Raw genomic sequence first — 13170 nt, 5'->3', positions numbered from 1 at the left:
ATCAGAAGGAGTACGTTGGATTTGTTGTGGTATAGCATTATGTTAACTTGTACGAAGCTTTTGCACAAGCTGTACATTTTTCCACTCCACGCAAAAAAGAGTCCCCTCAGCGGGGACTCTTTTCCATTTGCTTAAACTATTTCAACGCGTTGACTGCGTTGATCAGGCCAAAGCCGGATTCGCCGTCGTAGCCCGGCTTGTTGATGTCGGTCGCCGAACGCTGGATGATGCTCTTGACTTGTTGCGGGGACAGCACGTCTTTGCCGTGCTGAGCGATGATCAGGCCAGCCAGAGCTGCCGTTTTCGGAGCTGCCATCGAGGTGCCCATGTACCAAGCGTAGCCGCCCGGAACGGTGGACAGAGCGCGCAGGTTGCCGTTGCGCAGCGCCGGGTTGTTCTGGGTGATCCAAGCGGTGCCGTAGTCGCCGCCCGGAGCGGTAACGTCGATCTTGCCTACGCCGTAGTTGGAGTAGTAGGTGCGGTTCAGCTCAAAGCCGTTTGCCGCCACGCGGATCAGGGTCGGAGAAGACGGGCTGCGGTGCGTTGCACCTTGTGCGCCGATGGTCTGGGACAGCTGGCCCGGGGAGGACAGGTCGTAGTTGTTGTTGCCTGCGGAGCCAACAACGGTTACGCCGCCTTTGATCGCGTATTGGATCGCGCGGTTGAACATGCGAACGTCTGCCACAACGTCTTTCGTTGCGTAGGACGGGTCTTGGAACCAGTCGTAGCCGCCGAGCGACATGTTGACGACGTCAACGTTGTCGTCAGCTGCGGTCATCAGCGCGTTGGCGATGTCAGAAGTCTGAGCGCCGCCGGTCGGGCCAAATACGCGGTAAGCTGCCACTTTCAGGTCCGGACCAACGCCGAGGATGCGGCCGACGCCTGCGATGGAGCCGGCAACGTGCGTGCCGTGGCCGTTGTCGTCTCTCGGGTCAGCGATGCCCGGTACGAAGGACTTGCCGTACAGGTAGTTTTTCTGCAGGTCCGGGTGGGTGTAGTCGATCCCGGTGTCAACAACTGCAACAACGATGTTTTTGCCGTCAACCGACTTGCCGGTGCCGCCGGTCAGGTTCCATGCTGCGCCGTCGCCGGTCACTTGCTTGATATCCCAGCCGTAACGGTTGTACAGGTCTGCGCTGCCGGTGTTCACTGCGTCTGCAGCGGACAGCATTTCGAAGGACTCGCCTTCAACCGTTTCCGGGTAGATTGTATTTTCAATGCCTGCGTTCAGAACGAGGCTGGAGCCTTCGATGGTGCTCAAGAAGTCCGGGTTGCTCGAAGTGACTTGCACAGCACCCAGCTGCGGGATGGCTTTCTTAACGGAGCCGCCTGCATTGGCAATCACCGACTCATACCCAGCCGGAAGACCGCTGTCTTGTTTGAAGACGACGAGGAATTGCTGTTCGCCAGCTTGTGCTTGAGCTTGTCCGCCGTCAACGGTCAGGCCGGTAACAGTGGTCATGCCGAGTGCGAGTGCGAGCATCAGTGCGGAACGTTTTTTCATTGGGAAAAACCCCCTCATTAAAGTTAGATATAATCTCTTACCCCATTTGAGATTAATCATACTAAAACAAAGAGTGTATGACAAGATATATTATCGGAAAACTGAAAATTATTTTGCTAATGGCAGCCAAATCTGAAATTGGATGCGATTTTCGACGCTGGTTGCCCCGATCGTGCCGCCATGCAGCTCGACGATGCTCTTGGCGATCGCTAAGCCCAGACCCGATCCGCCGCTTTTCGTCGAGCGGGAGGTCTCGAGGCGGAAAAAGCGCTCAAACAGGCGTTCCAACTGCGCTTTGGGGATTGCGTCGCTTTGGTTTTCCAAGAGGATCATAGCGCCGCCGTCGCGCTGTTTCAGGCGCAGGCGGACGATGCTTTGCTTGTGGCTGTATTTGATCGCGTTGCCGAGCAGATTTTCGAAGACCCGGAACCATTTTTCCGGATCGACTTCGGCAAAAAGCTCGTCGGCGGGCAGTTCTCTCTGCAATTGCAGCCCGCTCTCTTCCATCAGCGGCACGTATTCTTCCGCGATCTGCTCGACCATTTCATTTAATGACACGCGCTGGGTGTTTAACCTTACGTCGTGGTGGGTCAGCGTCGTGTAATCGAACAAGTCTTCCACCAGCCGCTGCAGCTGCTCCGATTTGCCAAACGCCACGCGCAGATAATCGCGCTTCTCCTCCAGCGTCTTGGCGCGGTCTTCATGCAGCAGGCGCAGGTAGCCGATGATCGAGGTCAGCGGCGTGCGCAGGTCGTGCGAGACGGATGTGATCAGCTCGTTTTTCACCCGTTCCGCTTCCCGCTCCTCTTCGATCTTGGCCTGCAGTTCCTGGGCCATGTGGTTGATCGTCTGCGCGAGGATGCCGAGCTCGTCCTCCCCTTTTTCCCGGACGCGGTGCTCGAGCTGGCCTTTGGAGATCACCTGCAGGCCGTGCGCCAACTCCTCGATGTAGCCGGTCTTGCGCTTGGTGATCATGTAAAACAGGAACAAGAAGGCGATCACAAACGCGATCGAGCCGATCATCGAAAAGTCCTGCACATAATACACGCGCGTTTGCGGGATGCCTTCGAAGATCATATACGCATCCCGGCCTTCATACTCCACCGGGGATGCCAGCACCACATATTGGTTGGAATCGAGCTGGTTGGCTCTGAGGTCGGCGCTCAGCTCCATCGAGGTGCGCAGCAGGTACTGCAGGTCAACCGGCGCCCACTGCGCGCTCGTCGATTTCAGCAGTACATTGCCCGACTCGTCGATGATGCGGAAGTTGGCCGTTTGGCCGGACGTGTTCCACTCGCCATTGTTTAAGGCGAGCTGGATTTCGCTTTTCCGGCGCGTTTCGTCATCCGGGAAGTTCGCGGTAATCCGCTCCACCTCTTCGGCCAGATGCTGCGTGTCGATCTCCAGTCTCTCCACCCCGCTGTCGACCTCTTCATGGCGCGTGGATAACGTGTCTTCCATAAACACGGTGACCGCCACCCCGGCGATGGCGGCCAGTCCCAGACAGACGAGAAAGGTCAGCATCAACTGCGTGCGCAGGCTGGTCTTGATGTTGATGACGATGTTGCGGTACAGGGCGGCCAGTCTACGTTTCAATTTTATATCCCACTCCCCACACCGTCTTGATGTACTTCGGCTTGCGGCTGTTCTCTTCGATCTTCTCGCGGATCTTGCGGATGTGCACCATCACCGTGTTGTCGCCGGAGCGGTAATACTGCTCCTGCCAGACCTTTTCATAGATGTGCTCGGCGCTGAACACTTTGCCGCGGTTGCGGGCGAGCAGTTCGAGGATGTCAAACTCGGTTGGCGTCAAGCGCACTTCCGTCCCGCCGACGCGCACTTCGTGCGTCTGTGTGTTGATCTGCAGGTCATCGATTTCGATCACATCCGCTTCGACCGGCACAGCGGCCGCCTTGTTCATCCGCTGCTGGCGGCGCAATTGCGATTTGACGCGGGCGATCAGCTCCAGCGGGTTGAACGGCTTGGACATGTAATCGTCCGCACCGGTCGACAGCCCGTGGATTTTGTCCATGTCCTGCGTTTTTGCCGAGAGCATGATGATCGGCATGTCCTGTTTCTCCCGCACCTGCAAGGTAAAGGTCAGGCCGTCCAACTTCGGCATCATGATGTCGAGGACGATCAGATCGATCTCGGTGTGTTCCAAGAGCTCCAGCGCTTCGGCGCCGTTTTCCGCCTGCAGCACGCGATAGCCTTCATTTTTCAAATAGATCTCAATCAGATCGCGAATCTCCTTTTCATCATCGACGATCAGGATGCGTTCTTTTTCCAAAGTACTCTCCTCCTCCGCACGGCAAACACGATCACCCCGGCGCCTGCCAAGGCGTACAGCACGTACATCCCGTAGGTGGTCACGGCTGCGGCGATCTCTTCAATATACCCGCCAAACAGGTAGCCAAGCACAAAATACAGCAAGGTCCAGACCAGCCCGCTCGTATAGGAATACAACGCATAGCGTCCAAAGCTCATTCGGTTCGTGCCGACCAGATACGGCACGATGTGGCGCACCACCGGCAGCAGATAGGAAAAGCACAGCGCAGCCGGACCATAGCGCTCCAGCAGCCGCTGCGCACGGGCCAGGTGTTTCGCTCCTTTTCGTTTCGCGCCGATCTTCTCCAGAATCGGCGCGCCGGCCCGGTACCCGATCACATAGCCGATCGACAGGCCGGATACGACCCCAAGATAGGTCAGCAAGAAAGCCGGCAGCGTATGCAACAGCCCCGCCGAAGCGACAAAGCCGCCGGTCATCACGACGCTCTCATCGGGGATTGGCAGCCCGACAATGCCCAGCCATAAGGCAAAAAAGAGGGCAAAATAGCCGTACTGCTCAATATAGCCAAGTAAAATGTCCACGCTCATTTTACCATCTGCCCCCTATTTTTGGCAGATGTAGACGAACGCAGGCGGCACGTTCATCGGCACAAATCCGATTTTGACGCTGGAAAAACGCTCTTGCAGCTGCTTTTTCATCTGCAGCGAATATTGGAACGCGATGAACAGTCCACCCGGCTTTAAGCTGTCGACCACTTCGGCGAGCAGCTTGTCGCGCAGGTCCTGTTCGAAGTTGGCAAACGGCAGCCCGGAGAAAACGACGTCGAGCGGTCCCATCCCCAACTGTTCCCGCGCGTAATTCAATTCGGTTGCATCTCCCCAATAATGCAGGGACGGGCTCTGCTCTTTCAAACGTCTTTGCATCGCAACATCCGCTTCAAACACCACCGCTTGGGCCTTCGGATGCAGACGGTCGTTGATCGCCCGCGTAAACACGCCGGTGCCTGCGCCAAGCTCGGCGACGGCACGCACCCGGTTCCAGTCGACCGGCTCCATCATCTTGCGGGTCAGGTAGCGCGAAGAAGGCATGACCGAGCCCACTTGCTTGGGCGAAGTCAGGAATTTCGAAAGAAAAACAAATGTATCAGAACGTCTGGAAACTGTGACGTGTTGGTATTCCAAGTTTTCCACTCTCCTTTGTCGGATTCACCGTATAGTTCTCATTGTACGCGAAAAATCTTAGGAAGCCAGTACAAAATTTCTTAAGAAATAATAAAGAGCAGTGCGCCGCGATGGCACACTGCTCTCTTTTGCCCGATTATCGGTAATGTCCGCCGATCTTTCCCGCACGCTCAAACGCCTGCCCCGCCCCGGTCAGCGAGGCGGCGCGCATCAGCGCGGTGTTGCCAAATCTGTCTTTGATGCTGTCGATCGTGTAGGCGAGACGCCGTTCGCGCTCGCGGTCGTGAAAGAGGTCGAGCTGCTGCTCGTGGTCGTCGCTCAGATTCTCCACGGAGAGGCCGATCGAACGCACCGCTGTGCCGTTCCATTTCTCCCGGAAGATCTTGCAGGCCGTCTCATACACTTCGCGGGTGATGTTCGTCGAGAACGGCAGCGACACCTGCTTCGAAAAGCCGCCGATCAGCCCGGTGTAGCCGCAGTGCATGTGCACCGTCCGCCCGTTGCGCCCCATCCGGCGCAGGCGGCGGCAGACGTCTTCGCACAGCTCCAGGAGCACCACTTCCACCTCTTCGGGCTTCTCGTAGTCGCGGGGCAAGGTCATCATGTGCCCGACGCTTTTCATGTCTTGGCGGAACGTGTTTGGCGTCACCGGCGAATAATCGATGCCGTTGGCGGAGAGGTGGTACACCTCGCCCATGATGCCAAAGCGCTTCTTCAAAAGGTGCAGCGGATAGGCGGCGAGGTCACCGATCGTCACGATCCCGCGCGAGTGAAAATGGCGCTCCATCCGCGAGCCGACGCCAAACAGCTCGCGCACCGGCAGCTGGTGCATCTCGCGGGGGATGTCCTGCGGCTTCCATTCCCAGATGCCTTCCGGGGACTTCTTGGCCTTGGTGTCACAGCAGACTTTCGCGACCAGCTTGTTGTAGCCGATGCCTGCCGAGCAGACCACGCCCGTCTCCTCCTGCACGAGGCGGCGGAACTGGCGCGCCGCTTCCCACGGGCCGCCCCACAGCTTCTCCGTCCCGGTCACGTCGAGGAAAATTTCGTCGATCGAAAACACTTCTACCTGCGGCGTAAACCGCTTTGCGATCTCCATGATCCGCAGCGACACTTCCACATAGGTCTCCATTCGCGGGCGCACGATCACCGCCTGCGGGCATTTTTGCTGCACCATCCACAAGGGGTCGACCGTCTTGATGCCAAACTTCTTCGCCTCTCTGCTCGCCGCCAGCACGATGCCGCTGCGCCGCTCCGGATCGCCGCAGATCACGACCGGCTTGCCGCGCAGCTCCGGATTGTGCGCCTGCTCGACGCTGGCATAAAACGAGTTCATATCGGCGAGCAAAATCTGCCGTTTGTCTGTTAAATCGTACCCTTTCACAATATCACCGCCACTAATTTCAGAACGAATGTTCCTGTTGTTAGCTACAGTATATACGAACGAACGTTCGTTATGCAAACAAAAAATATACCACCTCGTCCGAGGTGGTACAGTAAGGTTGATATATAAGGACGTCACGATTTAACAAACCATCATTTCAAACGACCTTTGACGCGCAGGTGCTGGAAGTCCATCTTTTCCGCTTTTTCATGGCGCTGCTCGTCATGATAGACAAACACGCCAAGCAGATAGCAGCCGGCCATCGCCAGCAAGGCCACGCCGTCGACCCATTGCCCGTAGAAGCCAACCAGGTTCATCGGATGCGAGAACATTGAGAGCCACCCGGAGAGAAACAGCAGCAGATGGGTGTCCCATGCCGCGCCGACAACCCATTTGTAGAGCAGAAACAGCCCGGCCGGACCCAGCACGCAGAGCATGTACCACAACGACTGGGGCAGCACCTTGCCGCGGTCAAAATGACGCGCCTGATAATAGCCGACCATCCCCATCGACAGGGCCAGCAGCGTGCCCAGCACGATCGTCGTCACGTCGAGCACGACCATCGCCCCGGAAGATGCGCCCAAGAAACGCCAAATCAAATACGGCACCAGCAATATTTTTATCGAAATAAACAGGACGATCACAACCTGAGCGGTAACCGTGTGATAAAAAAGGTTTAGACTCCTCACGCGAAAGCCCCCTTGCCCTTGTTCAAAATCATTCTATTCAGAACTTGGCCACAAAAGACGCGGAAACAAAAAAAGAGGCCTGCTCCGCGCAGGAGCAGGCAAACTATGATAGGAGTGGAGAGAAACCAGAACTTAAGCTTCTTGACAATATCATACTCCAGAAGGAAGTTCCTTGTCAACAAATTATCTGATATTTTGCACTAATTGGGCAAATCCCGGAAACGACACGTCAACCGACTCCCAGTCGCGGATCGTCGCTGCTCCGTCGGCCGCCAGTGCCGCGACAGCCATCGCCATCGCGATGCGGTGGTCATGATAGGTCTCGACGACCGCGCCGCCCTGCAGCTTCGTGCGCCCGGTGATGCGCAGCCCGTCTTCCAGCTCTTCGACCTGCGCGCCAAACTTGCGCAGCTCGGCGGCGGTGGTGGCGATGCGGTTCGATTCTTTGACTTTCAGCTCCTTGGCGTCGCGGATCTCCGTCACGCCTTCCGCCTGCGTGGCGGCGACTGCGAGCACCGGAATCTCGTCGATCAGGCGCGGAATGAGATTCCCGCGCACCGTGACGCCTTTTAACTCACCCGCCTTGACGTGCAGGTCGGCGATCGGCTCATCCCCGGAGATGCGCTCATTTAAGCATTCGATCTGCGCCCCCATCTCGCGCAGCACGTCGATGATGCCCGTCCGCGTCGGATTGATGCCGACGCCGCGAATGATCAGGTCGGAGCCGGGCAAAATCGCCGCCGCAACCAGCAGGAAAGCGGCCGAAGAGATATCGCCCGGCACTTCGATCTCCGCCGCCGTCAAACGCGAGCCGCCCTGCACCGTGATGTAGCCGTCCTGTTCGGTGACCGGCACGCCAAACGCCCGCAGCATCCGCTCCGTGTGGTCGCGGGACTGCTCCGGCTCTTTGACGCCTGTCATCCCCTCCGCATAGAGCCCGGCGAGCAGCACGGCCGATTTGACCTGTGCGCTGCCGACCGGCGAGTCGTAGTTGATCCCGCGCAGCCCTCCGCCGCGCACCGACAACGGAGCCAGACGGCCGTCTTCGCGCCCGTCGATCACCGCGCCCATCTCCCGCAGCGGCCCGGTCACGCGCCCCATCGGACGGCGACGGATCGACGCATCGCCCGTCACCGTGCTGTGAAAGTTCTGCCCGGCCAGGATACCGAGCATCAGCCGGGCGGTCGTGCCGGAATTGCCGACGTCAAGAATATCGGACGGCTCCTGCAGCCCGTCGAGCCCGGCACCTTTGACGCGCAGTTCCGTCTCCGAGAGCATCTCCACCTCGACGCCCATCTTGCGAAAACAATCCACCGTGCTCAGGCAGTCCGCCCCCGGCAAAAAGCCGCGCACCTGCGTCACGCCGTCGGCCAGCGCGCCAAACATCACTGCGCGGTGCGAGATCGACTTGTCGCCCGGCACCTTCACCTCGCCCTGCACCCGTCCGGCCGGTTGTATCACCATGTCCATCGTTTGCTGCCTCCTCTGCTTTCCGTTGGAAAAAACTTCTCGTTCGAGCATCCCGCTTCCTGCTCTAGCATCCCCAAAAATGCAAAACGGAGGACGGCCATACAGGCCGTGCCTCCGTTTTAAGGAATTGGGGGATTCCTGTAGTTATGCTTGGGTTACGCTTCTTGTCTGCTCGGATACAGCGGCGCTTTCAGGGAAGCCGCAAATTCGATCAGTTCCTGCTTTTTTGCCTCCGCGAGGGGGGCGTCACCGGCGTTCAGCGCTTCGGCGATCGCCGATGCCTTTTTGACGATCGCCGAGCCGACGACCACGCCGTCGGCAAACTGCCCGATGATCGCCGCATGCTCCGGCTTGCCGACGCCAAAGCCGACCGCTACGGGGAGTGCGGTATGCTTTTTGACGCTGGCCACATAGCCGGACAGATCAGCATCGAGATCTTCGCGCACGCCGGTCACGCCAAGCGCGGCAACGCAGTAGATAAAGCCCTGGCCTTGCGCCACGATCTTCGCGATGCGCTCCTGCGAGGTCGGGGCGACGAGCGGGATGAAATCCACCCCGGTCGCCAGCCCGGCCGCCAGCGCTTCTTCACTTTCCTCAAGCGGCAGATCGGGGATGATCACGCCGTTGGCGCCCGCTTCCTGCGCCGTTTGGAAAAACTCGCGCACGCCCCACTGAAACACGGGGTTGGCATAGGTGAACAGCACGAGGGATGCTTGCACATGCGGGCGCACGCGGCGCACCAGCTCAAACACATCGGGCATCCGCGTGCCGCCTTGCAGCGCGCGCAGGGAGCCTGCCTGAATCGTAGGTCCGTCAGCGAGGGGGTCGCTGTACGGGATGCCGATTTCGATGATGTCCGCGCCGATTTTGTCCAGGCCGATGATCAGTTCGGCGGAGACCTCAAGGTTCGGGTCGCCTGCCGTCAAAAAGGGGATAAAAGCCTTTTCGCCCGTTTCGTTCAACCGCTTAAACGTGTCTGCAATGCGCGTCATGCGTCGATCCCTCCCAACATCTCGGCCACTTGGTGCACGTCTTTGTCGCCGCGCCCGGACAGCGAAACGACGATCAGGTGATCCTTCGGCAGCTCCGGAGCCAATTTTACCGTCTGTGCGATCGCATGCGACGACTCCAAGGCCGGGATGATGCCTTCGACGCGGGACAAGAGCTGGAACGCGTCGAGCGCTTCCCCGTCGGTGATCGGCAGGTAGGTCGCGCGCCCCGTGTCGGCGAGATGCGCGTGCTCCGGCCCGATGCCCGGGTAGTCGAGACCGGCCGAGATCGAGTGCGCCGGCTGAATCTGGCCGTGCTCGTCCTGCAGCAGATAGGTCAAGGAGCCGTGGATGATGCCGGAGCGGCCTTTGGTGATCGTCGCCGCGTGGCGTTCCGTCTCCACGCCTTCGCCTGCCGCTTCCACGCCGATCAGCCGCACGCTTTCGTCCTGCAGGAACGGATAGAAGATGCCCATCGCGTTCGAGCCGCCGCCGACGCACGCGATGATCGTGTCCGGCAGACGCCCTTCTTCCTTGAGGATCTGTTCGCGCGCTTCATCGCCGATGATGCGCTGGAAGTCGCGCACCATCATCGGGTACGGGTGCGGACCGACGACCGAGCCGATGATGTAGAAGGTGTCTTCCACATGCTCGACCCAGTGGCGGATCGCTTCATTCGTCGCGTCCTTCAAGGTGCGGGTGCCCGATTTCGCCGGAATCACTTCCGCGCCCATCAGGCGCATGCGGAACACGTTGAGCTTCTGGCGCTCCATGTCCTCTTCGCCCATAAACACGGTGCATTCCAGTCCGAGCAACGCAGAGACGGTCGCCGTCGCCACGCCGTGCTGGCCCGCGCCCGTTTCGGCGATGACGCGCTTTTTGCCGGTCATTTTCGCCAGCAGTCCTTGCGCCAGGCAGTTGTTGATCTTGTGCGCGCCGGTGTGGTTGAGGTCTTCTCGCTTCAAGTAGATCTTCGCGCCGCCGAGGTGCTGGGTCAGGTTCTCCGCATAATACAGCGAAGTCGGGCGGCCCGAATATTTATGGAGATAGTAGCGGAGCTGCTTTTGGAACTCCGCGTCGTTTTTGTAGTGCTGAAAATCAGCTTCCAACTGCGTCAGCGCGTTCATCAGCGTCTCCGGGACGAATTTGCCGCCGAATTTGCCAAAGCGCCCTTGGAGATCTGGGAAAATGGTGCTCATTGCTGCTCCCTCACTTTCGTCACGAATGCTGTGATTTTGTCCGGGTCTTTTACACCAACCGTCTCGACGCCGGACGACACATCGACGCCGTCCGGGCGGTACGCTCCAATCAATTCGGATACATTGTCGGGGTGCAGTCCCCCGGCGACAAATAATGGTGTATCGGGCAGATGCAAGCGAATCTCAGGAATCCGCTCCCAGGAAAAAGCCGTCCCGGTGCCGCCCCGCTCATTGTCGAGCAAAACGGCGTCGACGATCCCCGCATATCTGCCCAGTTCGGCATCGCGCTCATCGCCGCGCACGCCCCACGCTTTCCAGACGGCAAGGCCGGTCTCCCGTTTCAACCGTTCGCACAACTCCGGCGTCTCGTCGCCGTGCAGCTGCAGCACGTGCAGTCCGGCCGTTTCGGCGATGCGCTCCATCTCTTCCAGTGATTCGTTAACAAAAACGCCAACGCGCCGCACGCCATCGGGGAGGCTGTTCCCCAGTTCTGCTGCCGTCTCGGCACTTACTTGCCGCTTGCTGGTGGCAAAAACGAAGCCGACATACTCGACCGGCAATGTGCCGACATGGCGGATCGTCTCGTGCAGTTTCAGCCCGCAGATTTTGACCAGCGTCATCTCTGCACCTCAGACGCCACGCGCCCGAGCAGCTTGTCGATCGACGGCGCGATCAACGGGTCGCGCATCAAGGTTTCGCCGACGAGGATCGCGCCTGCGCCGGCCGACTTGACCTGCTGCACGTCGTCGAAAGTGACGATGCCGCTTTCGCTGACCAGCAGCGTGCCCGGAGGCACCATCTCCGCGAGCCTGGCCGTCGTGCCGAGGTCGACGCTGAAGTCGCGCAGGTCGCGGTTGTTCACGCCGAGCAGCCCCGCGCCCGCTTCCAGCGCCCGCTCCAGCTCTTTCTCATCGTGCACTTCGGTCAGCACGTCGAGGCCAAGCGAAGCGGCCAGCGCCAGGTATTCGTTCATCTGCGCAGTGGACAAGATCGCGGCGATCAGCAGGATGCAGTCGGCGCCCAGCAAACGCGCTTCATAAATTTGCTTCTCATCAATGATAAAGTCTTTGCGCAAAAGCGGCAGTTCAACCGCTGCCCGCACACGACGCAGGTAATCGGCATGGCCTTGGAAGAACTGCTCGTCGGTCAGCACGGAGAGGCAGTTCGCGCCTGCCGCTTCATAGATGCCGGCGATCTTTACCGGGTCGAAGTCGGGGCGGATGATCCCTTTGGACGGGGACGCTTTTTTCACTTCCGCGATCAGGGCGATGTACTCGCTCGTCTCCCGGAGCGCTTTTTCAAACCCAAGCGTTGCCGGCAGCGCGGCGATCTCCTCCGTGACTTGCCCGAGGTCAAACGACTTGGCGTACTGCGCCACCTCTTCGCGTTTGACAGCGACGATTTTGTCGAGAATCATTTACGCCAGCTCCTTTTCCCGTACCATGCTTTGCGAGACGTTGACCAGGTTTTCCAGCAGAGCAAGCGCCCGACCGCTGTCGATCGCGTCTTGCGCCAGCCTCACGCCTTCTTGAATCGACGCGGCAGTGCCTGCGACGTACAAGGTCGCCGCCGCATTGATCACAACGATGTCGCGTGCGCCGCCGCTCTGCCCTTCGAGAATCCGCACGAGAATCTCCGCGTTCTCCTGCGCATCCCCGCCTTGCAGCGCGTCGATCGGGTGACGCTGCAAGCCCACTTCTTCCGGCGTCAGGGTGAAGACGCGCTCCACCTTGCCGCCGCGCACTTCGGCGATCTTCGTGCTGCCGGTGACGGTGATCTCGTCGAGTCCGTCTGCGCCATGCACGACCAGCGCGTGTTCGGTGCCGAGTTCGGCGAGGGCATAAGCCATTTTGTCCACGAGGTCAGCTCCAAACGTGCCGATCACCTGACGCTTCGTGCCGGCCGGGTTGGTCAGCGGACCGAGCACGTTAAACACGGTGCGAAACCCCAGTTCGCGGCGCGGCCCGATCGCATGCTTCATCGCCGGGTGGTAGAGCTGAGCGAAGAGGAAGGTCAAGCCGACCTGCTCCAGGCACTGTGACGCCTGCTCCGGCGTCAGGTCGATGTTTACGCCCAACGCCTGCAGCACATCGGCGCTGCCCGAGCGCGAGGACACCGAGCGGTTGCCGTGCTTGGCGATCTTCACGCCCGCCGCAGCCGCCACAAACGAGGCGGTGGTGGAGATGTTAAACGTCTGTGCGCCGTCGCCGCCCGTTCCGCAGGTGTCGACCAGCCCGCTCAGGCCGGACTCGACCGGCGTGACGAACGAGCGCATCGCCGCTGCAAATCCGGTGATCTCTTCCACCGTCTCGCCGCGCATCCGCAGCGCTGTCAAAAGTGCGGCGATCTGCGACCCGGTCGCCTCCCCTGCCATGATCTGCCCCATCGTTCCCTCTGCCAGTTCCCGGTCCAGCGTCCCGCCGCCGATCACCGTTTGAAGTGCACGTTTGATCATCTGAACTCG

General features: G+C 59.6%; 13 protein-coding genes. All 13 read right to left on the bottom strand.

The features are described from left to right. Window positions 1-136: 136 nt before the first annotated feature. The gene (locus CBW65_RS18370) at window positions 137-1504 is read right to left on the bottom strand and encodes a S8 family peptidase (protein WP_087458073.1); all 1368 of its coding nucleotides are present in this window, start codon (window positions 1502-1504) and stop codon (window positions 137-139) included. A gap of 108 nt (window positions 1505-1612) precedes the next feature. Beyond that, window positions 1613-3100 (bottom strand): sensor histidine kinase, encoded by a 1488-nt coding sequence (locus CBW65_RS18365; RefSeq protein WP_087458072.1) that lies wholly within the window; start codon window positions 3098-3100, stop codon window positions 1613-1615. Next, window positions 3090-3794 (bottom strand): response regulator transcription factor, encoded by a 705-nt coding sequence (locus CBW65_RS18360; RefSeq protein ID WP_087458071.1) that lies wholly within the window; start codon window positions 3792-3794, stop codon window positions 3090-3092. Before CBW65_RS18360 ends, CBW65_RS18365 begins: the two co-directional genes overlap by 11 nt. Beyond that, window positions 3773-4381 (bottom strand): DedA family protein, encoded by a 609-nt coding sequence (locus CBW65_RS18355; RefSeq protein WP_087458070.1) that lies wholly within the window; start codon window positions 4379-4381, stop codon window positions 3773-3775. Before CBW65_RS18355 ends, CBW65_RS18360 begins: the two co-directional genes overlap by 22 nt. 15 nt (window positions 4382-4396) lie before the next feature. After that, window positions 4397-4882, bottom strand: a complete 486-nt coding sequence (locus tag CBW65_RS18350) for a class I SAM-dependent methyltransferase (RefSeq protein WP_087458069.1) — start codon at window positions 4880-4882, stop codon at window positions 4397-4399. Window positions 4883-5111: 229 nt separating this feature from the next. Then, window positions 5112-6359, bottom strand: coding sequence for a DNA polymerase IV (locus CBW65_RS18345; RefSeq protein ID WP_269767963.1), 1248 nt, complete (start codon window positions 6357-6359; stop codon window positions 5112-5114). 152 nt (window positions 6360-6511) lie between these two features. Beyond that, window positions 6512-7048 (bottom strand): hypothetical protein, encoded by a 537-nt coding sequence (locus CBW65_RS18340; RefSeq protein WP_087458068.1) that lies wholly within the window; start codon window positions 7046-7048, stop codon window positions 6512-6514. A gap of 183 nt (window positions 7049-7231) precedes the next feature. Further along, a complete protein-coding gene (aroA, locus tag CBW65_RS18330) occupies window positions 7232-8512 on the bottom strand; it encodes a 3-phosphoshikimate 1-carboxyvinyltransferase (protein WP_332457843.1) in 1281 nt (426 codons plus the stop codon). Between the two features lie 161 nt (window positions 8513-8673). Then, complete coding sequence (gene trpA, locus CBW65_RS18325) at window positions 8674-9510, bottom strand: tryptophan synthase subunit alpha (protein ID WP_087458065.1); 837 nt, start codon at window positions 9508-9510, stop codon at window positions 8674-8676. Beyond that, the gene (trpB, locus tag CBW65_RS18320) at window positions 9507-10706 is read right to left on the bottom strand and encodes a tryptophan synthase subunit beta (protein ID WP_198299652.1); all 1200 of its coding nucleotides are present in this window, start codon (window positions 10704-10706) and stop codon (window positions 9507-9509) included. Before trpB ends, trpA begins: the two co-directional genes overlap by 4 nt. Next, window positions 10703-11326, bottom strand: coding sequence for a phosphoribosylanthranilate isomerase (locus CBW65_RS18315; RefSeq protein ID WP_087458064.1), 624 nt, complete (start codon window positions 11324-11326; stop codon window positions 10703-10705). Before CBW65_RS18315 ends, trpB begins: the two co-directional genes overlap by 4 nt. Next, on the bottom strand, window positions 11323-12123 hold the full coding sequence (gene trpC / locus CBW65_RS18310; protein WP_087458063.1) for an indole-3-glycerol phosphate synthase TrpC: 801 nt from the start codon (window positions 12121-12123) through the stop codon (window positions 11323-11325). Before trpC ends, CBW65_RS18315 begins: the two co-directional genes overlap by 4 nt. Then, window positions 12124-13161 (bottom strand): anthranilate phosphoribosyltransferase, encoded by a 1038-nt coding sequence (trpD, locus tag CBW65_RS18305; RefSeq protein ID WP_087458062.1) that lies wholly within the window; start codon window positions 13159-13161, stop codon window positions 12124-12126. Between the last annotated feature and the right edge of the window lie 9 nt (window positions 13162-13170).

It is taken from the genome of Tumebacillus avium (assembly GCF_002162355.1).
GTDB classification, from domain to species: Bacteria; Bacillota; Bacilli; order Tumebacillales; family Tumebacillaceae; genus Tumebacillus_A; species Tumebacillus_A avium.
This window is presented reverse-complemented; position numbering and strand designations above follow the sequence as displayed.

Bases quoted from the DNA above. Each gene is read 5' to 3' on its own strand.
- CBW65_RS18370 (WP_087458073.1), bottom strand. From the start codon at position 1,504: ATGAAAAAACGTTCCGCACTGATGCTCGCACTCGCACTCGGCATGACC.
- CBW65_RS18355 (WP_087458070.1), bottom strand. From the start codon at position 4,381: ATGAGCGTGGACATTTTACTTGGCTATATTGAGCAGTACGGCTATTTT.
- CBW65_RS18350 (WP_087458069.1), bottom strand. From the start codon at position 4,882: ATGCCTTCTTCGCGCTACCTGACCCGCAAGATGATGGAGCCGGTCGAC.
- aroA (WP_332457843.1), bottom strand. From the start codon at position 8,512: ATGGTGATACAACCGGCCGGACGGGTGCAGGGCGAGGTGAAGGTGCCG.
- trpA (WP_087458065.1), bottom strand. From the start codon at position 9,510: ATGACGCGCATTGCAGACACGTTTAAGCGGTTGAACGAAACGGGCGAA.
- trpB (WP_198299652.1), bottom strand. From the start codon at position 10,706: ATGAGCACCATTTTCCCAGATCTCCAAGGGCGCTTTGGCAAATTCGGC.
- CBW65_RS18315 (WP_087458064.1), bottom strand. From the start codon at position 11,326: ATGACGCTGGTCAAAATCTGCGGGCTGAAACTGCACGAGACGATCCGC.
- trpC (WP_087458063.1), bottom strand. From the start codon at position 12,123: ATGATTCTCGACAAAATCGTCGCTGTCAAACGCGAAGAGGTGGCGCAG.
- trpD (WP_087458062.1), bottom strand. From the start codon at position 13,161: ATGATCAAACGTGCACTTCAAACGGTGATCGGCGGCGGGACGCTGGAC.